The sequence below is a fragment of the Mycoplasmopsis sturni DSM 22021 genome, from assembly GCF_000701485.1.
In the GTDB taxonomy this organism is placed as follows: Bacteria; Bacillota_I; Bacilli_A; order Mycoplasmatales; family Metamycoplasmataceae; genus Mycoplasmopsis; species Mycoplasmopsis sturni.
Genome location: NZ_KL370785.1, coordinates 399,217 through 425,216, shown reverse-complemented (window position 1 = coordinate 425,216; position 26,000 = coordinate 399,217). Strand labels below are relative to the sequence as shown.

The 26,000-nt window shown below is 30.8% G+C and carries 25 protein-coding genes and 1 rRNA gene; 23 read left to right on the top strand and 3 right to left on the bottom strand.

The annotated features are described in order from the left end of the window. From Q349_RS03270 to Q349_RS03210, 13 genes are all read left to right on the top strand, one after another. A 23S ribosomal RNA gene (locus Q349_RS03270) occupies positions 1-1,637 on the top strand; the annotation flags it as partial. A 180-nt stretch (positions 1,638-1,817) separates the two neighbouring features. After that, complete coding sequence (secY, locus tag Q349_RS03265; RefSeq protein WP_036465053.1) at positions 1,818-3,260, top strand: preprotein translocase subunit SecY; 1,443 nt, start codon at positions 1,818-1,820, stop codon at positions 3,258-3,260. Beyond that, entirely contained in the window at positions 3,254-3,895 is a 642-nt protein-coding gene (locus tag Q349_RS03260) for an adenylate kinase family protein (protein WP_036464979.1), read from the top strand. The genes secY and Q349_RS03260 overlap by 7 nt, the downstream gene beginning before the upstream one ends. Positions 3,896-3,925: 30 nt before the next feature. Beyond that, positions 3,926-4,690 (top strand): type I methionyl aminopeptidase, encoded by a 765-nt coding sequence (gene map, locus Q349_RS03255; RefSeq protein WP_036464978.1) that lies wholly within the window; start codon positions 3,926-3,928, stop codon positions 4,688-4,690. A gap of 1 nt (position 4,691) precedes the next feature. Next, positions 4,692-4,907 carry a translation initiation factor IF-1 gene (infA, locus tag Q349_RS03250; RefSeq protein WP_036464976.1) on the top strand — a complete coding sequence of 72 codons (216 nt, stop codon included), beginning with the start codon at positions 4,692-4,694 and terminating at the stop codon, positions 4,905-4,907. A 9-nt stretch (positions 4,908-4,916) separates the two neighbouring features. Next, complete coding sequence (gene rpmJ / locus Q349_RS03245; protein WP_036464975.1) at positions 4,917-5,030, top strand: 50S ribosomal protein L36; 114 nt, start codon at positions 4,917-4,919, stop codon at positions 5,028-5,030. Between the two features lie 13 nt (positions 5,031-5,043). Then, a complete protein-coding gene (rpsM, locus tag Q349_RS03240; RefSeq protein WP_036464973.1) occupies positions 5,044-5,412 on the top strand; it encodes a 30S ribosomal protein S13 in 369 nt (122 codons plus the stop codon). A 2-nt stretch (positions 5,413-5,414) separates the two neighbouring features. Then, entirely contained in the window at positions 5,415-5,804 is a 390-nt protein-coding gene (gene rpsK / locus Q349_RS03235) for a 30S ribosomal protein S11 (RefSeq protein WP_036464971.1), read from the top strand. A 27-nt stretch (positions 5,805-5,831) separates the two neighbouring features. Further along, positions 5,832-6,839 carry a DNA-directed RNA polymerase subunit alpha gene (locus Q349_RS03230; protein WP_036464970.1) on the top strand — a complete coding sequence of 336 codons (1,008 nt, stop codon included), beginning with the start codon at positions 5,832-5,834 and terminating at the stop codon, positions 6,837-6,839. Next, positions 6,839-7,201: a 50S ribosomal protein L17 gene (gene rplQ, locus Q349_RS03225; RefSeq protein WP_036464968.1), complete on the top strand. Its 363-nt coding sequence runs from the start codon at positions 6,839-6,841 to the stop codon at positions 7,199-7,201. The genes Q349_RS03230 and rplQ overlap by 1 nt, the downstream gene beginning before the upstream one ends. A gap of 85 nt (positions 7,202-7,286) precedes the next feature. Next, complete coding sequence (locus Q349_RS03220; protein WP_051616808.1) at positions 7,287-8,348, top strand: potassium channel family protein; 1,062 nt, start codon at positions 7,287-7,289, stop codon at positions 8,346-8,348. Then, entirely contained in the window at positions 8,341-9,171 is an 831-nt protein-coding gene (locus Q349_RS03215) for a deoxyribonuclease IV (protein ID WP_036464966.1), read from the top strand. Before Q349_RS03220 ends, Q349_RS03215 begins: the two co-directional genes overlap by 8 nt. Positions 9,172-9,260: 89 nt before the next feature. Continuing rightward, positions 9,261-9,539 (top strand): hypothetical protein, encoded by a 279-nt coding sequence (locus tag Q349_RS03210; protein WP_036464965.1) that lies wholly within the window; start codon positions 9,261-9,263, stop codon positions 9,537-9,539. 50 nt (positions 9,540-9,589) lie between these two features. On the opposite strand, the gene Q349_RS03205 is transcribed toward Q349_RS03210, so the two are convergent. After that, the gene (locus Q349_RS03205; RefSeq protein ID WP_036464964.1) at positions 9,590-10,189 is read right to left on the bottom strand and encodes an FMN-dependent NADH-azoreductase; all 600 of its coding nucleotides are present in this window, start codon (positions 10,187-10,189) and stop codon (positions 9,590-9,592) included. Between the two features lie 149 nt (positions 10,190-10,338). Here Q349_RS03205 and trpS point away from each other — a divergent pair, with 149 nt between their 5' ends. The 3 genes from trpS to Q349_RS03190 are packed head-to-tail and all read left to right on the top strand — an operon-like array spanning position 10,339 to position 13,499. Further along, positions 10,339-11,349 carry a tryptophan--tRNA ligase gene (trpS, locus tag Q349_RS03200; RefSeq protein WP_036464963.1) on the top strand — a complete coding sequence of 337 codons (1,011 nt, stop codon included), beginning with the start codon at positions 10,339-10,341 and terminating at the stop codon, positions 11,347-11,349. Then, positions 11,336-13,078 carry a threonine--tRNA ligase gene (thrS, locus tag Q349_RS03195; protein WP_036464962.1) on the top strand — a complete coding sequence of 581 codons (1,743 nt, stop codon included), beginning with the start codon at positions 11,336-11,338 and terminating at the stop codon, positions 13,076-13,078. Before trpS ends, thrS begins: the two co-directional genes overlap by 14 nt. After that, entirely contained in the window at positions 13,071-13,499 is a 429-nt protein-coding gene (locus Q349_RS03190) for a hypothetical protein (protein WP_036464961.1), read from the top strand. Before thrS ends, Q349_RS03190 begins: the two co-directional genes overlap by 8 nt. Here the strand turns inward: Q349_RS03190 and Q349_RS03185 are convergent. Next, on the bottom strand, positions 13,492-14,409 hold the full coding sequence (locus tag Q349_RS03185) for a hypothetical protein (protein WP_156932532.1): 918 nt from the start codon (positions 14,407-14,409) through the stop codon (positions 13,492-13,494). The two genes, Q349_RS03190 and Q349_RS03185, sit on opposite strands and share 8 nt — an antisense overlap. Positions 14,410-14,417: 8 nt before the next feature. Continuing rightward, complete coding sequence (locus Q349_RS03180) at positions 14,418-15,329, bottom strand: RluA family pseudouridine synthase (RefSeq protein WP_036464958.1); 912 nt, start codon at positions 15,327-15,329, stop codon at positions 14,418-14,420. Positions 15,330-15,506: 177 nt separating this feature from the next. Here Q349_RS03180 and Q349_RS03175 point away from each other — a divergent pair, with 177 nt between their 5' ends. The 7 genes from Q349_RS03175 (at position 15,507) to Q349_RS03145 (ending at position 25,995) form a co-directional block, all read left to right on the top strand. Continuing rightward, positions 15,507-20,234, top strand: a complete 4,728-nt coding sequence (locus Q349_RS03175) for a DUF4011 domain-containing protein (protein ID WP_036464956.1) — start codon at positions 15,507-15,509, stop codon at positions 20,232-20,234. A 133-nt stretch (positions 20,235-20,367) separates the two neighbouring features. Next, positions 20,368-21,339, top strand: a complete 972-nt coding sequence (locus tag Q349_RS03170) for a bifunctional oligoribonuclease/PAP phosphatase NrnA (RefSeq protein ID WP_036464954.1) — start codon at positions 20,368-20,370, stop codon at positions 21,337-21,339. Further along, entirely contained in the window at positions 21,339-22,310 is a 972-nt protein-coding gene (locus Q349_RS03165) for a bifunctional oligoribonuclease/PAP phosphatase NrnA (protein WP_036464953.1), read from the top strand. Before Q349_RS03170 ends, Q349_RS03165 begins: the two co-directional genes overlap by 1 nt. A 69-nt stretch (positions 22,311-22,379) precedes the next feature. Then, positions 22,380-22,934 carry a thymidine kinase gene (locus Q349_RS03160; protein ID WP_036464951.1) on the top strand — a complete coding sequence of 185 codons (555 nt, stop codon included), beginning with the start codon at positions 22,380-22,382 and terminating at the stop codon, positions 22,932-22,934. 1,075 nt (positions 22,935-24,009) lie between these two features. After that, positions 24,010-24,663, top strand: a complete 654-nt coding sequence (locus Q349_RS03155) for a deoxynucleoside kinase (RefSeq protein ID WP_036464950.1) — start codon at positions 24,010-24,012, stop codon at positions 24,661-24,663. Then, positions 24,647-25,297, top strand: a complete 651-nt coding sequence (locus Q349_RS03150; protein WP_036464948.1) for a deoxynucleoside kinase — start codon at positions 24,647-24,649, stop codon at positions 25,295-25,297. The genes Q349_RS03155 and Q349_RS03150 overlap by 17 nt, the downstream gene beginning before the upstream one ends. A 50-nt stretch (positions 25,298-25,347) precedes the next feature. Then, positions 25,348-25,995 carry a deoxynucleoside kinase gene (locus Q349_RS03145; RefSeq protein WP_036464947.1) on the top strand — a complete coding sequence of 216 codons (648 nt, stop codon included), beginning with the start codon at positions 25,348-25,350 and terminating at the stop codon, positions 25,993-25,995. The last annotated feature ends 5 nt before the right edge of the window (positions 25,996-26,000 follow it).

Here is a 26,000-nt window from a genome sequence, read left to right as displayed (position 1 = left end):
AAGTCAGACCGTGAGGACTGGTGGAGCGCTTAGAAGTGAGAATGCCGGTATGAGTAACGATTCGTGGTGAGAATCCACGACGCCTATTGGGAAAGGTTTCCTGGGCAAGGTTCGTCCACCCAGGGTTAGTCAGGACCTAAGGAGAGGCTGAAAAGCGTATCCGATGGACAACGGGTTAATATTCCCGTACTATCTATGACTGTGATGGAGTGACGGAGAAGGATAGCACTACCTATTATTGGATTTGGGGGTAAGCTTAAACTGGTGAACATAGTTAAATGCGTGTTCTATAACCGGGATAAGTGATGCATAGGCGCATGCTGAATTGTGTGATTTCATGCTTCCAAGAAAAGCTTCTAAACGTTAAACTCATAGATACCTGTACCGAGAACGGACACACGTTCCCAAGATGAGTATTCTAAGGCGAGCGAGAAAACTAGTGTTAAGGAACTCTGCAAATTAACCCCGTAAGTTCGCGAGAAGGGGTGCCATCTTGATGGCCACAGTAAATTGTGAGGGGCAACTGTTTATCAAAAACACAGCTCTCTGCTAAATCGTAAGATGAAGTATAGGGGGTGAAGCCTGCCCAGTGCCCGAAGGTTAAGCAGATGTGTTAGCTTATGCGAAGCATTGAAGTGAAGCCCGGGTGAACGGCGGCCGTAACTATAACGGTCCTAAGGTAGCGAAATTCCTTGTCGGCTAAATACTGACCTGCACGAAAGGCGCAATGATCTCTCAACTGTCTCAACACTAGACTCGGTGAAATTATGGTCCCAGTGAAAACGCTGGGTACCCGCATCAAGACGAAAAGACCCCATGGAGCTTTACTACAACTTCGTATTGGAACTTGGCCTAACATGTGTAGGATAGGTGGGAGACTATGATCTTAAGGCGCTAGCCTTAAAGGAGTCGTCCTTGAAATACCACCCTTGGTATGTTGAGTTTCTAACCTGCTACCGTTATCCGGTAGGGGGACAGTGCGTGGTGGGTAGTTTGACTGGGGCGGTCGCCTCCTAAAAGGTAACGGAGGCGTTCAAAGGTACACTCAATACGGTCAGAAACCGTATGTAGAGCGCAAAGGTAGAAGTGTGCTTGACTGCGAGACCTACAAGTCGAGCAGGTGCGAAAGCAGGACTTAGTGATCCGGCTGTACGTCATGGAACGGCAGTCGCTCAACGGATAAAAGTTACCCTGGGGATAACAGGCTTATCTTGCCCAAGAGATCACATCGACGGCAAGGTTTGGCACCTCGATGTCGGCTCATCGCATCCTGGAGCTGGAGTCGGTTCCAAGGGTTTGGCTGTTCGCCAATTAAAGCGGTACGCGAGCTGGGTTCAGAACGTCGTGAGACAGTTCGGTCCCTATCTGATGTGGGCGTTGGAATATTGATGAGAGCTGCTCTTAGTACGAGAGGACCGGAGTGGACGTACCGCTGGTGTTCCTGTTGTTTCGCCAGAAGCATAGCAGGGTAGCTAAGTACGGAAAGGATAACCGCTGAAAGCATCTAAGTGGGAAGCCTCCTCAAAGATAAGTATTCCCTTGAAATTCCTTGTAGACTACGAGGTTGATAGGATGGAAGTGTAAGTGTAGTAATACATTCAGCTGACCATTACTAATAAATTGATAGGTTTAAAAGTTAAGATGTATTTAGACATTTTAATGAATTATTTTCATCATTACTATTCAGTTTTCAAAGTGCATTATGTGCGCAAGCACATTTTTTTATGCTTTGAAATTAAGGACCTATTTGTTTATAAAATAAGGTATTTTTGATATACTTTAAAGGTATTTTAGAAAGGTATAAAATATTAATGAGATTGCAAAATGTTAGTTTTGCTGTATCACGGTTATTTTATAAAGTTCAAAATAATTGAAAATCATTTTGAAGTACAAAAGATATTGGCAAAAAAATTATTTATACATTTTTATTGTTAAGTATTTTTGTTATTGGTACAACCATTACAGCACCATTTATCAAATTAAATGCAGCTTCTAGTTTAGGACAGAGCAATTCATTTATTGATACATTAAATTTAATTGGTGGAGGAGGACTAAAACAGTTCTCTGTTTTTGCGTTAGGAATTAGCCCGTTTATTAATGCATCATTAATTATGATGATTTTGCAAACTAGACTATTCCCTCCAATTTATAAATTATCACAAAGTGGACCGCAAGGGAGACGTAAAATCAACATTATTACTCGTTTTGCGACCTTAATTATTGCTTATCCTCAAGCGGTATTTTTAATGAAATCTCTTTCAGCAGGAGGGCAATATAGCTCATATATTCGTTTTGCTGATAATATTCCTTTTTCGGAAGTTAGTTTAACTTATTTTATTTTGCCTACAATTTTAACTGCAGCTTCATTACTTGCTCTTTTTATTTCTGAACAAATTACAAATAAGGGTATTGGGAATGGAACTAGTTTGATTATTTTTGTTGGAATTGCTTCAAGATTACCATATCAATTCCAAAGTGCTTATGGGCACTATATTGGGGATTTAGGAAGTGCTAATGGTACTTTGGTAGGAATTATACAATTCATTACTTATATTATCGCTTACCTTATTTGCGTTGTCATTGTTTCGATTTTTTATAATGCCGAACGGCTAGTGCCGATTCAACAAATTGGAGCCGGAAGAAGCCGTAATTTAAAAGAAATGGGAAAATTACCAATCAAACTTAACCCAGGTGGAGTTATGCCAATTATTTTTGCTATGATGGTGCTTTCTTTTCCATCGATGATTGTTAATTTCTTACCTAATGATAGTGCTTCAAAACAATGAATTAATATTAACTTACAATTTACTCAACCAATAGGTCTTTCGCTTTTAATTTTTATTACTTTTGTCTTTTCAATTGTAATGGGGCTTCAACAATCAAGAGCTGATAAAATTGCTGAAGACTTTGCTAAAAATTCAACTTTTATTCCTGGAGTTAGACCAGGAGAAGAAACGCAAGATTATTTAATTGCGATTGTTTTTCGTCTTAGCTTATTCTCTGCCTTTTATCTTGTTATTCTAGCATCAATGCAATTTGTTGAAATTTTAACTGGAGCTCTTAATCCTGCGACATCATTTGGTGGAACTTCGTTAATGATTTTAGTCTCAGTAGCACTTGAAACAGTAGCGCAATTACAAGCTCGGCGTAAGACACACCGCCTTTCAAGAGCTAAAGTACTCTCAAGAGAATACCTTGCTGCTTCGCGAGAACTTCAAGAAAGAAAACACAAGGAAGAATCAGAAGGATTATTATGATAACAAAAGATTTAATTTTTATGGGACAACCAGGAGTTGGTAAAGGAACTGTTGCTTCATTATTGGCTTCTAAAACTGATTTAGTACATATTTCTACAGGGAATATTTTTCGTGAAGAAATTGCCAACAAAACAACATTAGGACTTGAAGTGGAAAAAATTGTTACCACAGGTGGATATGTTCCTGATGAAATTACTAATGCAATTGTGAAAAATGCACTTGAGAAATTACAAAAACAAAACAAGCATTTTATTTTAGACGGATATCCAAGAACATTAGCACAAGCGCAATTTTTAAATTCCTTGCCTGGATTTAATTTTAAGGTAATTGAATTGGTAGCGCCTGAAGAGCTCATTTATGAACGTTTAAGTGGTCGCAGAAGTTGCCCCGTATGCAAAACTGGATATCATGTGAAGTTTATGCCGCCTAAAAAACCTGAAATTTGTGACAATGATAATTCACCATTACAAATCCGTAAAGACGATACAATTGATGCTATTAAGCATAGATTAGATATTTATCAGGAGCAAACCAAACCTCTTATTGAGTACTACCAACAAATAGGTAATTTAGAACAAATTCAAGCAACTTCAACCCCAGAAGAAATCGCTACAAAAGTACTTGAAAAATTATCATAAAATGGTAAAATTTACATACTTTTTAAATATATGAATAAAAAAATTAAAAAACCTTGGGTAAAAACCCCAGAAGAAATTCAAAAAATTACCAAAAGTTGCAAAATCTTGGCAGAAGTCAAACAAGTTATTTATGATTTTGTAAGACCAGGAGTTTCATTAAAAGAGATTGATCAATTAGCTTTTAATGAAATTATTAAGCGAAACGCCAAGCCTGCCTTTCTCGGTCTTTATGGCTTTCCAGGGACTGCATGTCTCTCTGTTAATGAACAATTGATCCATGGTATCCCAAATAATTACATCCTTAGAGATGGGGATTTACTGAAAGTAGATTTAGGATGTATTTTTGAAGGATATAATTCAGATAGTGCTTTTACTATTGGTGTTGGAGTTGTCTCAAAAAGTAACCAAGAGCTAATTAATGTAGCAAGAGGAGCTTTTCGTGCAGGACTTAAAGCCATCAAAAAAGGAGCACGTATAGGTGATATATCTCATGCAATTGGGAATTATATTGCCAAAGCTGGTTACTACACACCACAAGAATTTTGTGGTCATGGAATTGGAAAAGAACTTCATGAATCGCCAGATGTATATAATTCTGGTAAAAAAGGAACCGGTCCATTACTTGAAGACGGGATGGTAATATGTATTGAACCAATGATTACTCAAAGTCCCGGAGTCAAGATTCTTAGTGACGGTTGAACCGTTACTTCTGTTGACCAAACTAATACATCACACTATGAACATACTGTTTTAATTCAAGATGGTAAAGGAATAGTGTTGACGAAAGGAATTTAATTTGGCTAAAGATGCAATCAAATTCAAGGCCGTTGTCAAGGAAACACACTCATCTGATTTATATTCAGTTGAACTTGAAAACGGAATAGTAATTAAAGCTCATATTTCAGGAAAAATGCGTGTAAATCACATTCGTATTTTGCCTGGTGATTATGTTGACGTTGAAGTTAGTCCATATGACCTTACTCAAGGTCGGATTACTTACCGTCATAAATAAAGGAGAAACATGAAAGTTAGAGCAAGTGTTAAAAAAATGTGTAAAGATTGTAAAATCATTAAACGTCAAGGAATTATTCGTGTAATTTGCATTAATCCAAAACACAAACAAAGACAAGGATAGAAGGGAATTATAAATGGCTAGAATTTTAAACGTTGAAATTCCAAATGATAAACGTGTTGTAATTTCACTTACATACATTTATGGTATTGGAAAAACTACTGCAAAACAAATTTGTGCAACCGCTAAAATTAGCGAAGATGCTCGTGTAAAAAATCTTTCAGAAGAAGAGCTTTCACGTATTCGTGAAGCAGCTAAAGAATATACAACTGAAGGTGACTTAAGAAGACAAGTTAACCTTGATATTAAGCGTTTAATGGAAATTAAATGCTACCGTGGAATTAGACACAGAAAAGGGCTTCCAGTTCGTGGACAAAGCACTCAGAAAAATGCTCGTACACGTAAAGGTCCTAGAAAAACTGTTGCTGGAAAGAAAGGTAAATAATAATGGCTCGTAAAACTAAAAAGAAAAATATTACTACAGCTGTTGCTCACATCCACTCAACTAACAACAACACTATTATTACCTTTGCAGATGAACAAGGGAATGTAATTGCTTGAAGTTCAGCTGGTGCAATTGGATACAAAGGGAGCAAGAAAAAAACTCCTTATGCAGCTGGTTTAGCTGCTGCTGCTGCATCAGAAGCTGCAAAAGAACACGGAGTTAAATCTGTTAAAGTTGAACTTAAAGGACTTGGAGCTGGTAAAGACGCTGCAAGAAAACAAATCGAAGTTTCAGGAATTACAGTAACTGAAATTAGAGATGTTACCCCTACACCACACAATGGAACAAGACCTCCAAAACGTGTCCTTAAACGTGAACGTGCAAGAAAATAATTAAATAAGTGATAAAGGAGTGAGTTTATGGAAAAAATGAAAAAACTCGAATATCTAGAAAAAACATCAATTGATAGTAATAGTGAATTTAAAACCGCTTTTACTTTAAAACCATTAGAAAGAGGTTTTGCTCAAACATTAGGAGTGCCACTTAGAAGAGCATTACTTTCAAATATTACTTCACTTGCACCATTTTGTGTAAGAATCGAAGGAGTAGATCACGAATTTCAAATTATTAAAGATGTTGTAGAAGATGTACCTACCATTTTAATGAATTTAAGAAAGGTTCGTTTTACTTACGATCCTGAAAATGTTCAAGATAACGACATTGTTAAAGCAGAACTTATTATTGAAGGAACAGGTAAAATTACCGCTAGATCTCTTGAAGTAGTTTCGCATGGAAGAATCGAAGTAGTTGATCAAGCCGTACATATTGCTACTGTACAATCAGAAGGTGCTTTAAAACTTGAAATGTTTATGCGTCCAGGTCGTGGATATGTTCCATTTGATGAAAACAAAGCCTTTTTACAAACTGTAATTGATAAATTAAATACCAACATTAAAAGAGCAAACTATCTTGCTGTGGATTCAAATTTCTCACCAGTGAAAAAAGTGGCTTATACTCAAAGAGAACTTAACACAGCTTCACCTCAAATTGAAGAAGAGTTAACTATCGATATTGAAACAGATGGAACAATTAGACCAAAAGATGCTCTTAAACAAGCATGTGAAATTTTAATTGGTCATTTAGAATTAATTGGAAATGTTGATCGTTTAGATGTTGATATTTTTGCAGTTCAAGAAGAAGAAGTGCAAGAAAAGCAACAAGAAACAGATATGCCAATTGATCAAATGGGACTTTCAGTTCGTTCATTCAATGCTTTAAAGAAAATCCACAAATACACCATTGGTGATGTGGCTCAAATGAGCAAAGAAGAACTTGAACAAACTAAAAATCTTGGTAAAAAATCACTTGATGAAATCGAAGAAAAACTCAAAGAATATGGTTTATCACTTAGAGAGGGGGATGAATAATGGCAAACCCAACCCAAATTTATTCACGTGACACAAAATGACGTAATGGTGTAATGCGTTCACTTACTACCGAATTACTTGTAAATGGTAGAATTACAACAACTTTAACCCGTGCAAAAGAACTTAGAAGACACACTGAAAGAATGATTACTAAAGCAAAAAACCCTACTTTAGCAAATAGAAGAGCTGCTGCTGCTTATCTTAGAGATATTAAAAACGCAGAAGGAACTAGTGCATTAAAATTACTTTTTGATACTATTGGACCTAAATATCAAGAAAGACAAGGTGGATACACCAGAATTATCAAACTTCCTAAACGTTTAGGTGATGCTACACGTATGGCAATCATTGAACTTGTTTAATTTTATTCTCATAATTACTACTTGAATTTACATCAAATCATGCGAAACTACGCATGATTTTTCTATTTTTTGATATCATTAAAACATGATTAAAAACAAATTGTGAATAAACTTAAATGAAAAATTAAATCAATGATTACTTCTTATTTTGCCAATAGTTTGAAGCGATGTTAAACTACAAAAGAATAACAAAGGAGTTAAAACCAAATTCTTAAATATTTTAAAATATGGTTATGCTTCTGGAATTATATTTGCTTGCATTGCTTCCTTTTTAATTCTTTTTATTCCAAGCGGACAAGAGGCTTCAACTGCGGCTAAAGTTTTTTTAACCTTAGCTCAAGTTCCGGTATTCTTTATTTTTATTATTGACTATTTAGCGCATATTTTAACTTATCCTCTTCGAGAAACAAATGTTCCACGATGAAAGTCTTACTTGCGTTTTTCCTATAGTTTTACTTCAATAGTAATTTTTTTATGTATTTTGGCATCAGTAAATGTTGTGACTATTTTTGCTGGTAAAAACGCTATTAATAGTCATGTTCTTAATGTGTTTAATACCTTTTCATTAGTTAGAATTATTCGGCTATTACTTGTCCTTAGACTGTTTTCGCCTTTTAAAATTATTTTTGATGTTTTTGCAAGTCAAAAAAAGGTCTTAATTTATGTTTTTATTATGATTTTAGTACTTATAACTATTTTTGCACTTGTGATTTGAAATGCCGAAATTAGCGAAATTAACAAAAATAAAGCCGAATTTATTCAAGCTCATGAAGATAGTTATAATCTCTTTTTGGCTCAAAGTGGCAATGAAAACGAAGCATATAATGCTTTAGTTGAAAGTTTACCCGCTGAAGCTCCTTCTACTAGTGGAACAGTAACGAACTTTTGAGATTCGCTTTACTTTACTACCATTACATTAACTACAATTGGATATGGAGATTTTTCACCTCATTCACCAACTGCAAAATTTATTGTTATTGTTGTTTCGATTTTAGGTATTGCTATTATTGCCATTCCATCAGGGGTTATTGCCGGAAGTTTCTTGCAACAAATTCAAACCCACTTAAGCAAACCAAAACAAGACAAAGAATCTAAACAACCAAAAGAGAAAAAAGTATCACAAGATTTAAAGGAAAATCATGATTAAAATTGGTTCGCATATCTCATTTAAAAAACCTGGATATTTGTCAGCAGCAGCAGCTGAGTCAATTTCCAACGGTGCTAATTGTATGATGATTTACTTAGGAGCTCCGCAAACAACATTAAGAGTTAACGTAGAAGCTTACAATTTATCTCAATACGAAATGATTTATCAAAATCAAATTGCTAAAGAAGATATTATTGTGCATGCACCATATATCGTCAATCCAGCTAATCCTGACAAAGCTGATTTTTCGATTGATTTTTTGGTTAAAGAAATCCAAAGAATGAATTATATTGGAGCTAAATATTTAGTATTGCACCCCGGGGCATACACTAAATACACTTCTCAAAGTGCTTTAGATACTTTAGTAGATTCTCTAAAGAAAATCCTCAACAAAACAGATGATGTAATTATTTGCATTGAAACTATGTCAGGAAAAGGAAGTGAAATAGGAATTAACTTTGAGCAAATTCGCTATTTGCTAGATTGAGTTAACTCAGATCGTTTAGCAGTATGTTTAGATACATGTCATGTTTGGGATGCTGGATATAATTTACATGCATATGATGATTTTAAGAAAGAATTAGATAGATATAATTTGTTAAAAGAAATCAAAGTAATTCATTTAAACGATTCAAAAAACTCTTTAGCATCACATAAAGATCGTCACGAAAATATCGGAAGAGGATTCATTGGTTATGAAACGTTGAGACAAATTGTACATGATCCAGATTTTGATAATATTCCAATTATTTTAGAAACTCCTTGAACTGAAGAAGGGCCAATTTATAAAGAAGAAATTGCTTGATTATTAGAAAAAAAATAAAAAGCCACTGATAAGAACTTCAAGATTTAGAATTTACTTAAAAAGTTGTATAATAACACTATTAACGTTATGCATACACAGGAGAAAATATGACACAAAATAAAATTTTAGATTCATACACAAGAAATGAGTTAATTAAGAAACTGAGAGGGTGAAAAACTCCAGTTTACGGAGTAGCCGGAACAGTTCGGAAAATGAATCCTGTGTGATTCTGAATTTTAATTATTCTTTTAGTTATTTTACTTATTTTACTTAGTGTAGAAATTGCATTTATCGCTGACTTCTTTAGATTTAGATATTCTGGTCAAGATGGACTTCTTATGACAGAAGTGCAACGTCACCACGGAATTTTCGGATGATTCTTCTAATTTAACAAGAAAACATATAAAAAGCGCCAACAGGGCGCTTTTTATATATATTAAAAGGTTTGAGCTTTTTGTTGAATTTCCTCTTCTAAACTAGATGCTAGTTCTTGTGGTGTCATTTGATTGATTGGTTCTACTTTGGTTCCGTAAATTTCAATAGAGTCCACTTTTTTTGCTCCTAAGAAATTTCAAGTTCCTTTAAGTCATTGAATATGTGATCCTCATTGGTATCAATCTTTTGGAGCTCCTTGAGAAGCAATCACCATTACTGAAAGGTGATCCAAAAGACCTTTAGCTTCACCTTTTTTAGAATATTTATAACTAAATGTTTTGTTAGCAACAGCAATTCCGTCAATAAAGTTTTTTACAACTGCAGCAGGTCCAAAATTAATCATTTGAGTTGAAATTACAACTTTATCTACATCTTTGAGCTTTTGGATTCAAAAGTCAGAATCAACATCATTTCAAAATGTAGCAAAATTATTAGCAGTTAGTGATGTTGAGGCAAATTTAGTGTCATTTAGGTTAACAAATTCAATTTGATCTTCAGGGTGTGCCGCTTTGTATTTTTTTTGAAATTCTAGAAGCACTTGTGATGAATAAGACTTGTCATTTGGAATAACACTTCCTTGTAAAAATAGCACTTTTTGCATTTATTTTCTCCTTTTTTGATATTTTTACTTTTTTCTTAGTGATGCAATAATTATATAACTTTTTATTTTTTTTATTTGAAACTACTTAAATAAATCTTTAATTGTTTTATAATATAAATTAACTTAAGTAAGCATAAAAAAGGAGTAAAATGAAGCGAATTGTTAGTGGAATTCAACCAACTGGAGACCTCACCCTAGGGAATTATATTGGGGCATTAAGAAACTTTATTGAATTACAAAATCAATATGAATCATACTTTTTTGTTGCTGATTTACATGCTTTAACAACAGGATCTGTTAATCCTAAAGAGCTAGAACAAGCACGCAAAAATACAGTAGCACTTTATTTGGCTTGTGGATTAGATCCTCAAAAAGCCACATTATTTTATCAATCATCAATTGTTGAGCACTCACAAATGATGTGACTTTGTAATTCAGAAGTAACAGTTGGTGAACTAGAGCGAATGACTCAATTTAAGGACAAATCGCAAAAACTAACCCAATCAAATGGAACTGTAAAAATCCCAAGTAATTTATTAATGTATCCGGTTTTAATGGCTGCAGACATTTTAATTTATAATGCTGATTTAGTTCCGGTAGGAGAAGATCAAATTCAACATTTAGAGCTTACAAGAAACATTGCTCAACGTTTAAATAAGCGTTATAAAATGGATTTAAAAATCCCTAATGGTTTTGTTCCGCAAATTGGAGCTAAAATTAAATCGCTTGTTGTTCCTAGTCAAAAAATGTCTAAAAGTGACAAAAACAAAAAAGGAACTATCTTTTTACTTGAAGATCCTGAAGTTGCTTATAAAAAAATTCTTAAAGCAGTTACTGATTCTGAAGGAAAAGTTTATATTTCAGAGGAAAAACCTGGAATTTTAAATTTACTTACAATTTATGCTTCAATTAAAAATATTAGCCTTGAAGAAGCTGAATGAATTTTTAAAGATAGTAATTACAAAGAATTTAAAGAAGCGGTTGCTCTTGTTGTTAAAGACTTGTTAATTTCAATTCAAAGTAAGTATCAAGATGCTTTAACACAAGTTGAACAAGTTATTGAACAAGGAAAAATCAAGGCTCAATTAATTGCAAGAAATACATTAAATAAAATGCAAATTAATATTGGTCTTTATGGAGAAAAACATGAAAGCAAATAAAGAATTAAACCATACTACAAGCCACTTATTAGGTGCTGCCGTTGAAAAACTTTATCCTAATGTAAAACTTGGTTTTGGCCCTGCAACAGATGAAGGTTTTTATTATGATTTTGAATTTGAAACTCCTCTTTCTGATACGGAACTTAATAAAATTGAAAAATTAATGAAAAAACTTGCTTCAAGAAATCTTGTGATGAAGCAAGTTGATATTTCACAATATGATTTTACTAACAAGCCTTATAAAAAAGAGTTATACGACGAGTTAGTTGCTAAGGGAGCTCATATAACTTTTTATGCTCTTGTGGATCCACTTAATAATGAAACTATTTTTGTGGATCTTTGTGCTGGTGGTCATATTGAAGACACTAAGAAAATTAAAAACTTCAAATTATTATCGCTTGCGGGAGCTTATTGAAGAGGAAATTCAGATAATATTCAATTAACAAGAATTTACGGAACCTCATGAGAAACCAAAGAAGAATTAGAAGCTTACTTAGCACTCCTTAAAGATCGTAAAGAACGCGATCACCGTAAAATTGGTAAAGAAATGAAACTTTTTACATTTCACCCATTAGCAGGGCAAGGATTTCCTATTTGATTAGAAGATGGAATGTATATTCACAATGAAATTAAAAACTTAATTCTTAAAATGGATCGCAAATATGGAATGACTGAGGTTTTAACTCCTCACTTTGGGGAAGAAACTTTATATAAAACATCTGGGCATTTAGCACACTATAAAGATGACATGTTTAAGCCTATTGTTTGTGATAATGAAAAACTTTATCCAAGACCAATGACTTGTCCGCATCATATTATTTGTTATAACTACGAAAAAAGAAGTTATCGTGATTTACCAATTCGTTTTTCAGAACAGTCACAACTTTATCGTTATGAAAAATCTGGTGCATTAACCGGTCTAGAAAGAGTACGGGGAATGTTACTTACTGAAGGACATCTTTTTGTTAGAAAAGATCAAATTGCCGATGAATTTAAATACATGTATCAACTTATTAAAGAAACATTAGAAATTTTCAAAATTAAAATTGATTATATTTCGCTTTCTTTAAGAGATAAAGATAATAAAGAAAAATATTATGATAATGATGCAATGTGAGATGAAGCAGAAAACCAACTTAGAAATGTTCTAAATGAATTAGGTGTAAAATACGAAGAAAAAGTTGGCGAAGCAGCTTTTTATGGACCTAAAATGGATATTCAAATTTTTACTGCATTAGGCCACGAAATTACTGTTTCAACTCTTCAGTTAGATTTTCTATTACCTGAAAGATTTGATATCACTTTTACTAATAAAGAGAATCAGGAAGAACGTCCTATTTTAATTCACAGAGGTTTAATTGGAACCTATGAACGTTTTGTAGCTATTTTACTTGAACAAACTAAAGGAGTTTTACCATTTTGATTAGCTCCTAAACAAGTAACTATTATTCCGGTAAATATGGATTATGACTTTGAATATGCTAAAGAAGTAAATACCAAATTATTTGCTCTTGGTTTTAGAACCAAAGTGGATGCTCGGGATGAAAGACTTAATAAAAAAATTCGTGAAGCACAAATTTCAAAATCAAAAATTCAAGTTATTTTAGGTGAAAAAGAACGTCAAAATAATTTAGTTTCTTTCCGTAAATATGGAGAAGAAAAAACAGAAACCGTCTCATATGAAGAATTTGAAGCAATGCTATTAAAACTTAGAAATAATTATGAATAAATCCAAAAAAGCTTGAGCAATTAAAATTGTCTTATATTTATTCTTTATTATTAATTCTCTTGCGCTTTTACTTTTATCACAAAGAATTATTGACTTAGGACTTAGAGGCTCTTATCCTTGGTGATTAAATTTGGTTGCTTGTGTCTCTACTTTCGTAGTTTGATTTCTCATCAGTACCTTTTTAGTTGTCATTAAATATGAAAAACTTAAAAACCAACAATTGATAATTTTTATTATGGGAATTGTATTTACTGTTTGTTGATTCCCTTTAATGAATCCTTTGCAATGGTGAGTTTTTCCGGCAGATACTGTTGTTGTGTTTGTAATTAGTGGATCATTATACTTGCTTAATATTATTTTTGTCAATAAAAAATTTATTGTATTTTTCAGAGAAAAAATAAAAAAAGAACAAACTAGTTAGTTTGTTCTTTTTGATCTTCTTTGTTATTTTGGGTGTATCAATAAATTTTTTCAACCAGTTCTTCTTTAGACATTTCTTTGTAACCAAATATCCCAAGATATTCTGCTATTTTGTATAGTTGTGAATTTGTTAATGTTAATAATTTTTCAATTTGCTTATCTTTTTCTGTTTTAACTACTTCAGTTTCGTCAATTTTTTGTTCTGCTTGATCATTTGTTGGTTTTTGTTGTGGATTTTCTTTCATTCCCATAGGGCTCATAAAAGGATTAAATGTTCCGTTTTGTTGCATTTGTTCAGTAAATTGTTTCATTCATTTTTCAGAAGCTTCTGCCATAGCAGCGCTTACAAAAGCTTTTCTAATAAATGAAACTTGACTCGAAATAAAGATTCAACCAATGATATAAGTGATAATTACTAAAATTCCTAAAATTGAATTAGGTAAAAGTACTTTATTGCTAAGGTTAAATTGAGACAAGTTAACGATAAGACCAATTCCCTCATATAAAGCCATAAAAGCAATGTAAAATGTTGTTAGTGAAGAAAGTTTAGCAAAACTTTTTTCTTGATAACTACGATAAACAGATCAAATAAATAAACCTAAAACAGCTAAGTTTACAACGGTAGGAACTAAATTAGCCCTTAATAAAATCGTTAGTCATTCTGCATTTGCATCTTTAGAGGCAATTTCTAAATTTCTATTATTATCTACATAATATTGAGTTCTTCAATTAATAAATCCATCTTTAATATTTGATGTGTTTCATAAAATTAAACTAGCAGTGCTCATTGCGACAATTACTAAGAGTAAAATAATCATCATTATTCAGAAGATTCTAAATTTTTTCTCTTTTTGTCATAATTCACTTACGGATTTTATGTTTATAAAACTTCTGTCATACATTCCGAACATAACTCCTCCTAATTCATAAGTTCTTGGAATTTGAAATTTGCAATTTCAAATTCTTTTGGTGGTTCCGCAAATAAAACGATTTTTTTATTGTTTATTGGGTGTAAAAAAGTTAATTTATAAGCATGTAATCTTTGATTGAAATCATCAACTTTTTTACCATAAATAGGATCGCCATACACGGGGTTTTTGATATACGCTAAATGAACTCTGATTTGATGAGTTCTACCTGTTTCTAAAACACATTTAACTAAGGACTTGGGATATCCATCTAAATAAAAAGTGTTTAGAAGTTCAACATTAGTAATAGCGTGCTTTGAGTTTTGATTGGTTACAGACATCATTTGACGATTTTTGACATCACGACCAATTGGTAAGTCAAGCTTTAATTTTTTATCTTCTAAAATTCCATCAACAATTGCGATATATTCTCTTGAAATGTCATGGTTTTTAAAGTTTTTTGACAAAATATTATGTACTTCATTTGTTTTAGCAATGATTAATAATCCGCTAGTGTCTTTATCAATACGGTGAACAATTCCGGGTCTAAGTAGTCCATTTTCATTAGATAAATTGTTCTTAAAATGATAAAGCAATCCATTAACTAGAGTGTTATCATAGTGTCCTGGTGCAGGGTGCACAATTAAGCCTGATGGTTTGTTAATAACACATAAGTATTCATCTTCATATACAATATTAAGGTCCATTTTTTGAGGTTCTAATTTAATCTCTTTATCAAGTAGTTTAATTACCTCAATTTCTTGACCTTCTCTTACTATATATTTAGGTTTAATTACGTTTGTACCATTAACAAACACCGCGCGTTGTTCAATCAATTGCTTAATATCGTTTCTAGATATTTCGCTATTGTCAGCGATATATTTATCGATACGTTCTTTATATTCTACTTTTAATTTAATCATTAATATAATTATACTAGTTTTGAAAAAATAAAAAGTATTTTTTAGCAATATAAAAAGTTAATTGCTAATTGACAAAATGTCTTTTTCCTAGCATTTTTTTAGTGCTTTTCCATGCTTTATAATTTAGTTTTGTTATAATTTAAATATTAAATTATTAACTTAAAATAAGGAGCGAATGTGACTCAAAAAGATAAAAATAAAATTGCTAAAAACATCGAAATTTGAAAACATCGTTTACTTGATTTAAGTATGAAATCACAGTCGATTAACTATCGTAGAACAAAATCACAAACTGTTGAAATTGTACATCCAAATCTTGAAAACTTTCTTAACCGTTATTACGGTATGAAGAACCTTCAATTTGCTAACTTATTCGGTAATATCGATGAAGATGACGACTTAGCTATTGGTGAAAGTAGAAAAACAACCAAAGGAAAAAGGGTTTCTTTTGGGATTGAATTAGAACAAAAAGACAAATATTTTAAAAGTGAAATCACACCTTTAATTAATGCTTTTACAAAAAAATACAAAAGCAATTTCCTTTTTTCTAATTTATATAATACCGTTCAAAACCGTAATTTATCAAATTTGATGAAAAAAGCCAATCTCTTCAAAGAAGAAAATGGGATTAATGTTTTATATTTTGCTGTAGGTTTTTTGGAATGATATGAAAACATTGAATCAGAGGATAAACATTTAGCTCCTATTTTATTTATTCCTGTTGATTTATCTAAGGATTCGTATAATTCGCCATATAAAATTCATTTTGTTGATGATGAGTTTTTACTTAACCAATCATTTGTACAAAAATTATTAAATGATTTTAATATTGATTTAAATTATGAATTTAACCAAGATAAAAGTAATTATGATTTGTATCTTGATTATAAAAAACATATTTTAAGTGAAATCACTAAAGCAAATGACAAACGTTGAAAAATTATTGACGATATTGATTTAGGTATTTTTTCTTTTTCAAGAATTAATATGGTTAAAGATCTTGAAGAAAATACAGATAAAGTTATTAATAACCAATTTGTTCAATTAATTTCAGGAATTAATAATCCTGTTGAAAATATTCAATATACTGAATCAGATATTGATGATGTAGTAAATCCTAAAGAATATTTCCATACATATAATTCAGATTCTTCGCAAGAAATTGCTATTCAAGCAGCCATTGCCGGCCAAAGCTTTGTATTGCAAGGACCTCCAGGAACAGGGAAATCACAAACTATTACTAACATTATAACTGAGTTAATTGCTCGTGGTAAAAAAGTTCTTTTTGTTGCTGAAAAACAAGCAGCACTTGAAGTTGTTTATAACAACTTAAAAAGAATTGGTTTAAATGATTTTGTATTACCTATTCATAATACTAAATTAGATAAAAAAGTTGTTTTACATGAGCTTGCTTCAACTTTAGAAAAAGGCCAAAATAATATTAGTGTTCAAGATAGTTATGAACAAGATGCTATCAATAAATTTGAAACTTCTCATAAAGAATTACTTAATTACCCACAAGCTCTTTCAAATATTTTCCAACCAATTAATAAAACAATCTATCAACTTTATGGTGCTTTCTTAAAGTACGCTAAACAACCAGATATTATTTTTGATATTGAAAACGTAGAAAAAATTTCTGAAAAAGATTTAATTACAAAAAGAAAATTAATTGATTCGTTTTTCAATGCTCTAAATATCAATGATTTTGATGTGACTAAAAATACTTGATACGGACTTAAAGCAAGTGAATTATCCCTTGAAAAACGAGAAAAGATCGTTAAAAACTTTGTTGATTTACAAAATAAAATGGCTGAAGTTATCAAGTTTTCAAACAAATATCCATTCTTATCTGTCAAAAAAGACATTTTTCTTAAATCAAGCTCTGTCTATTTAGAGGCTTTAGAGCATCTTACAAACATTAAATCAATTAATTCGCGTATTTTTGAAAATCCAGATTTAGTACTTAATGTGCATCACCTTGAAAAAATGGTGCAATTAGCTGCTGAAATGAACAATATTAAGTCAAAATACTTAAATAAATATAATGAAGAAGTTTTTCAAATTCATGCACAAATAATTAAAAAACAGCTTTCTAAATATGTTTCAGGATTTAAGCGTCTTACTTCGCCAAGTTATAGTAAGATCAAAAGTCAAATTTTAAACTATAAATTAAATAACAAGATTTCTTATGATGAAATTATTGCCTTAGTTGATGATATTCTTGCTTACCAACAGCTTAAAAACGAATTTAATGCCGAAGCTAAAGAGGTAAGTTACCGTGTACCTTTTGATGATTTTGACTTCTTGCAAAAAACTTATTATGATATGAATTGGTTTAATAAGTTTCAAGAGCTCACTCACTATTTAAAATGAGACTCTAGCGAAATTTACTATTTATTTTCTTTTGCTATGCTCGATAAAAATAAAGCAAAAGAATTAGCAAGTGAATTTAGAATCCTTCATGAACAATTAAGAGAATGTATAGATTTGATTAAAGCTGAATTCAACCAAGAACACTTTAATATTGAGCTTTATACTTATGAAGAATTGGATACAAAAATTACTAAAGCAGTTAATAATTTAGAAGAGTTAAATACTATTTTAGAATTTAACCGTGTTTATAAATTAATGATTGAAAACAATTTACAAAATTATGCCGATACTTTAATTGAAAGAAATATTAAGCAGGATTATTTTGAGATTTACTTAAGAAGATTCTACCTATTATTAATTGATAAATACCAAAATGAATTATTTCCGGATTTCAATGGTGAGGTACTTGATTCAATTCGTCGTACTTTTATGGAATCAGATGCAATTATTCAATCAATGGCACGTACTAAGGTTGAACAATCAATTATTGCTAAAATACCAAACTACAATAGTATTGAGGGTCTTAATTCAGAAGTTTCGATCCTTCGTACAGAGGCTAATAAGTCAAGAAAAATTATTCCTTTTAGAATTTTATTTGACAAAATCCCTAACTTAATCTTAAAACTTAAACCGTGTTTAATGATGTCTCCACTTTCAGTTTCATCTCTTTTAAAAGACTCAAAACTAGAATTTGACGTGGTTATTTTTGATGAAGCATCGCAGGTTCGTCCAGAAAATGCTATCGGTGCTTTATCAAGAGCAAAACAATTTATTATTGCCGGAGATAAAGAGCAATTACCTCCAACTGATTTCTTTGCTCACTTTGAAGATGATGATATTGTGGATGATAATTCATGAGACACAACGGCCTTTGATTCTATCTTAGAAGTAGCTAATATTGTTTTACCGACAATTAAATTAAAATGACACTACCGTAGTAAATTTGACCAACTTATTCAACCTTCAAATAAAGAAATTTATAAAGAACTAGTAACTTTCCCGGCATCAAAGATTCCTGGTGATTTTGAAGGAGTATCACACGAGTATGTTCGCGGTCAATTTATTGATTCTGTTAACCAAGTGGAAGCAGATAAAGTTGTTGATTTAATTGTCAAAATTATCCGTAAATATGGTACTAAACGTACAATTGGTGTAGTAACATTCAATACTCAACAAAGAGACCTAATTGAACGTAAAATTAACTTATTACGTCGTAAAACTGATGAATTTGAGCACTTCTTTAATGCTTTTGAAATTGAGAAATTCTTTGTCAAAAACATTGAAACAGTTCAAGGGGATGAAAGAGATATTATTATTCTTTCAGTAGGATATGGTCCAAATGCCAAAGGTGTTATGTCAATGAACTTTGGTCCACTTAACCAACAAAATGGATATCGTCGTCTTAATGTTGCAGTAACTCGTGCTAAAACAGCTGTTATTGTTGTTTCTTCATTTAATGATGGTGATATCGATCTTTCAAGAACTAATGCTCGTGGTGTTAAGTTCTTGAAAAACTATATTGCTTATGCATCTTCAGGTAATAAGACAATAGAAGAAAAACCACAATTTATTTCCGAATTTGAATCGCCATTTGAAGATGATGTCTTTAACGAATTAAAACAACATGGATACAATGTTGTTAAACGTATTGGTGCTTCAAGTTACAAAATCGATGTTGCTGTAATGCACCCTAAAAAACCAAATCACTTCATTTTAGGAATTGAATGTGACGGTTCTGTTTATAAAACTTCAAAATCAGCTCGTGATCGTGATATTTTACGTCAAAGGGTTCTTGAATCTAGAAGTTGAAATGTCTATCGTATTTGATCAACTGATTGATATAAAAATAAAACCAAACAAATTAAAAAACTAGAATCTTTTATTGATAAATTGCAACAAAATGCTATTCATAAAGGTGTTGCTCAACAGTTTGATGCTCTTAAAATTGATGTTCCAGTAGATGTTCAAGAAAAAGCTATCGAAAGAATTTCGTTCAACCTTTATCCAAATTATGAGCAACTTTATAAGAAAATAGCAGAAACGAAACCAAATAGCGAAACAAACTTTATTGCCTCGCTTATTTCGCAATTATCGCCTGTTCATTATGATGAATTAAAAAAATTTGTACCTAGAATTTTTGGAAAAAAAACTTTTACCACTTCTTTAAAAGCCGAATTTGATAACATTTTAAATGATTTATCTCAACAAGATATTATAGAAATTCAAGGTAATTTCATTTTGGCAAAAGACCAAATTATTGAATTTAGAGAACATGGTGAAAATTCAAGTAAACGTGATTTTGCAAGAATTCATCCACAAGAAGTAGAAAACTTCTTGATGTCATTTATTTCTAGAGCCAAAAACCTTAGTTTAAATGATATCTATGAGAAATTTAGTGAATATTGCGGCTTTAGTACAGTTACTCCAATTTCAAGCGGCCTCATTAACCAAGCTCTTCATAACATAGAAGAAAGAGGAATCATCAGATTAACAGAAGAAGCAATTTATTATAAAGAACCAAACAATTAGTCTTGCAATTTGCAAGGCTTTTTCTTTTTTGTGCAAAAAATAGGCAAATTAGACTAATTGTGAAAATGAATTTTTTAGTACTTAAAAAATAGTAAAATTTAATCAAGATCAATAAAAATTAAAGGAGAAAAATATGCTTATTGGTAACTCACAAATAGCAAGAAAAGCTATTGAAGAGCACGATACAATTGTCGTGTTTCACCACATTCGTCCAGATGGCGATTGTTTAGGTTCGCAACATGGATTAGTTGAATTAATCAAAACCAATTACCCTGATAAAAAAGTTTATGCTGTCGGTGATAATGTAGGAGTTTTAGACTTCATGACTTATAATTTCACCGATGAAAGTAAAATTGATTGAACCAATTCGCTTGGGATTGTAGTTGATGCTTCATCTGGTAATCGAATTGAAAAAGCTTCATTGCTTTATGAAAACAAAATGACTCATAAATTAAGAATTGATCACCACCCAAATGATAGTGATATCGTATATGATTATCTTTGAGTTGATGAGCACTATGTGGCTGCAGCAGAAATGATTGCAATGCTTGCTTATGAGTCAAATTGAAAGGTGACACAAAAAGCTTCGGAATATATTTACCTTGGAATTAATACCGATTCGGGAAGATTCTTGTATCCTGATACATCAAAAAGAACTCATAAACTTGTGGCGTTCTTAATGGAAAATGGTTTTCACCCACAATGAATCTTAAGGGAACTTTCTAAAAGAACATTTAAGGGCATTAAATTTATCGGTGAAATTCTTAGTGGTTTTAAAAAAGAAGGACGTACATTGTACTTTGAGGCAACCCAAGAAATTCTTGATAAACACCAAATGAGCTCTCTTGAGGCGGCCTTGTATGTTAATGAATTAGCTAATATTGAAGATAATTCTTGTTGAGCTTTATTTATTCAACTTGAAGATGGCTTGGTTCGTGGAAGATTGCGTTCAAATGGACCGCTTGTTAATAAAGTAGCTAAGCATTTTAATGGCGGAGGTCATGATAATGCGGCTGGAATTACTTTAGAATCATGAGAACAAGTTCCTAGTGTTTTACAAGCCTTAAATCAAGCAATTATTGAATGAGAAAGTAATAATAAATAATGCAAATTGGAAGTTTAGAATTAGTTTCAAAAGAATTAATTAAATATGATTCTATTGTTATTTTTCACCACATTCGCCCAGATGGTGACTGTTTAGGTTCACAATTTGGTTTAGCTGAACTTTTAAAAACTAATTTTCCAAACAAACAAGTTTATTGTGTAGGAGATGCTAAAGGGTCATTTAAATTTTTAAATTTAGTTCATGATAATGCTCCAAGTGATGATGTTTTAAAACAATCTTTAGCCGTTATTGTTGATGCTAATTTCAAAGAAAGAATTGAAAGTAGAGAATTGTTGGATAAAAACATTTTTGCTCAAGTTATCCGGATTGATCACCACCCAAATGACGATGATTTAGGTGAAAATACAATTCGTTGAGTTGATAGTTCATATGTAGCTGCCGATGAAATGATTACTGAAATTGCTTATGTTAATAAGTGAAAAGTAACCCCAAGAGCTGCCTCGCTACTATATCTTGGAATTAATACTGATTCAGGAAGATTTTTATATAATAATACATCAAGTCGAACTTTAAAACTTGCTGCTTTTTTATATGATAATGGTTTAGATTCTGATTTTATCCATAGCAATTTAGCTAAAGTTTCTTTAAAAGATTTACAATTTCAATCATGGTTAATTTCAACATTAAAAACACGTGATGGAGTAGCTTATATTCAAAATTCACTTGAAGAAACCTTAAAACGTGGCAAAACACCCCAAACTTCTGTACGTCCAAATTTAATTTCAAATATTGAAGGATTTCCAATTTGAGTCCAATTTACAGAAGAAGAAACCGGCAAAATTAGAGTTGAATTTAGATCTAATGGTCCGATTGTTCGTAATGTCGCTTTAAAATGAAATGGCGGCGGTCACGAAAGAGCTTCGGGTGCAATCATTAATAGTTTTGAAGATGTTGAACTAGTGATTGATGATTGTGTAAAAGAAGTTCAAAGATATTTATCAAATAAATAATAAAAGTAAAAGACAGTCTCTTGCTGTCTTTTTTAAAAGAGATTTAAATCAAAGCTTAAAAGGAGAAATATGTTTTGAAAAGATACAAAAGGATCCTTGGAAATCATTACTGGACCTATGTTTGCCGGAAAGAGTGCAGAATTAATTAAGCGTTTAAGTATATTAAAAATTGCTCAAGTACCTTTTATTATTTATAAGCCTAGTTTTGATACTCGTTTTGGTGAAGATCAAATTGTTTCAAGAACAGGTAGCCATTTAGAAGCAATTGCTATAGATAAAGCAGATCAGGTTTGAGCTACCTGAGATAAAAAATATAAAGCAGTTGCATTTGATGAAGTTCACTTTTTTGATAAAGGAATTTATGATGTAATTCATAAATTAACTAATAATGGTGTTAGAGTAATAGTTTCTGGACTAGATATGGATTTTAGCGGAAAAACTTTTCATATAACAGCTGAATTAATGGCGCAAGCTGATGATGTTACAAAACTTAAAGCAGTATGTATGCAATGTTTTGATCCTGCTATGTTTTCATATAGAAAAATTAAATCAACCAAGCGACATTTATTAGGTGATAAAGAATACGAAGCTCGTTGTCGAGTGTGCTTTCAAAATAATAAATAAAAAGATCTTAAAACTCCCTTTCTTACAAGAAAGGGAGTTTTAATAAATAATAATTATTTTAAATTAAAAAGAGGTAGGTTAACTAAATTTTGAAATTATAGAAATTATTTAATTAAAATAAGACGACGAAAATAAGAATAAAGAGGAAATGAGACTTATTTATGCCAATAAATAATTACGATTTTAAATAAAAGAAATAAAGTGAGAATTTTAATTTTTATTAATTAATATACAAAATAGTGTAATAACTTTTAATACAAAAAAGAAAATAATATAAAATTTAGCGATAAATTTTGAGCTGGGTAATGAATAATAAAAAGATTTTTAATACTAAAATTTATTTATAAAAATATTGAATTGAATATTGAACTATAATTAAACTTTTATCTTTAGATAAATAAAAATGGCGCGAACAATAATAGGTTAATTTATTAAATTATTTATATGAATAAACAAATAGAAAAAGCAAAGGTAATTAAAATATTTTACACATTACTATACTTGAAGGAAGAACCATTGAAATTATATTGATTTAAAATATTATCCTAAATATAAGATATTCATTACCCATATTAAATTATATAATATAACAATTTAAAATAATTACTATTATTTTAAAACTATATGATTTATAAGTAGTTTTTATCGTTTATATGTGGAAGTGCGTAAAAAAATTTCTCTAAGTTGATAAAGAATGAAAAACGGGTTATATTTTTATATTTTCTGCATTTTTTGACCCAAGATTTTAAAATTAAAATTTGCATTGCAAACAAAGAAAAAGGCTTTTGATAATTTTGTTTAATTGATTTTAAAGATAAAAAATATAGATTAACTTAAGAATAGAAAATTAATTTTATAAACATTTAAGATACTAAAAAAATCTTTCAGCCACAGTTAATCAAAGAATAATTTGCAAAAAATAATCGCTAATATTTTATGGAATTGCGATTATTTTTTAATTTTTTTTAAATAAGAAAAGACTAAATTCTAAATTTAATTAGTTAATTTATCAAAATCATTAATTCTGCAAACCGAATATAGTAAAATTAATAAATATTTATAATCAAGGAGGATTATGATAGTAGCAATTTCAGGGATGATCAGCAGCGGAAAAACATCAGTAGTTAAGTATTTAAATGATTTTTACCAAGAACAATCACTCATTTTAACCGAATACAAAGAAGATGATGAAATTTTTGAGTATTTGCTTAATGCATTTTTAAATCAAACACCTAATAGCACATTGGCTTTTGATACTTACATCATTGATAGTCATATTGAAAGATTTTTAGAACAAAAAAGAAAACTTGAAAGAGAAAATAAAAAATACTTATTCTTGGATAGATTCCCACTTGAACATACAATTTTTGCAGAGATTGATTTTGAAGATCGGAACAAAGAAGAAAGAGAAGCATATCAACATATAGTGACAGAATTATCGATTGAGGAATCTTTGCCGGATTTAGCGATTTTTCTGGATTTAAATTTTGAAACATTTAAAAGCCGGATTCAAAAGCGTAATCGCAAAGCAGAAATGGACCACTTTGAAGAAAGCTTAAATTACTGATTTAAATTGCACAATATCTATAAAAATAAATTTATTGAGTTATGTCAAAAATTTAACATTAATTATGTTATTGTAGATACAAATAATTTAACAAGTGATCAAGTGGCTAAAGAAGTTAATAATATTATTGTTGCTAAGGAAAATAATGAAAATAGCAATTAGTGGAATGACAAGCAGCGGTAAAAGTACTTTAACTCAACTTTTAGCCAAAAACTACGGGGAAAAAGCAATTTACCTTGAGGAATTTGATGCCAAAGACGAGCTATTTGATAAGTTATTAATGTGACATTTAAACCATAAACCCAACATTACACTAGCTTTTGAAATTTATGTAATGAACTCTCACTTAAATCATCTTTATGCCATTACTTCTAAACCTGAAAATGCTAACAAAATCTTATTGATGGATCGCTTTAGTGTCGAGCATACTATTTTTGGAAAAATTGCTTTTGCCGATAAATCTCCAAAACACTATCGTGCTTATTCTAAAGCCGTTAATGCCTTAATAACTAAGGAAAGTCTTCCAGATTTAGTTATTTATTTAGATTTAAGCTTTGATTCTTTTCGACAACGTATTTTTAATCGAGGAAGAAAATCTGAAGTTGAAAGCTTTAATGCTAATTTAGAATATTGACAATTTTTATATAGTAAATACAAAGAATCTTTTTTAAAGTTATCAGAGCAACATCATTTGAATTACCAAATTATTCAAACAGATAATCTTGATGAAAATCAGGTCTTTGCAAAAGCAAAGGAAATCATTGAAAAATTTAAAAATAAACAACAAAATTTTTAATTTATTTACGCAATTTAAAAACTAATTATCTTTATATTTCAGGAGAAATAATGAAAATAGCAATTAGTGGAATGATTAGCAGCGGTAAAAGCACTTTGACTCAACTTTTAGCCAAAAACTACGGAGAAAAAGCAATTTATCTTGAGGAATTTGATGCCAAAGACGAGCTATTTGATAAATTATTAATGTGACATTTAAACCATAAACCCAACATTACACTAGCTTTTGAAATTTATGTAATGAACTCTCACTTAAATCATCTTTATGCCATTACTTCTAAAGCTGAAAATGCTAACAAAATCTTATTGATGGATCGCTTTAGTGTCGAGCATACTATTTTTGGAAAAATTGCTTTTGCCGATAAATCTCCAAAACATTTTCAAGCTTACACAAAAGCCGTTAATGCTCTAATTAAAAAAGATAGTCTTCCTGATTTGGTTATTTACTTAGATATGAGTTTTGAATCGTTTAAAGAGAGAATTTTTAAAAGAGGCAGAAAATCAGAAATTGATAATTTTGATTCTAATTTAGGATATTGAAAATCTTTGCATAGCCAATACAAAGAAGATTTTGTCAAATTATGCCAAAACCATAATTTAATTTTTCAAATCATTCAAACGGACAATCTTGATGAAAATGGAGTTTTACAAAAAGCTTTAGAAATTGTTTCTCAGTATAAAAAAGCAACTCTTAGTTAGTTGCT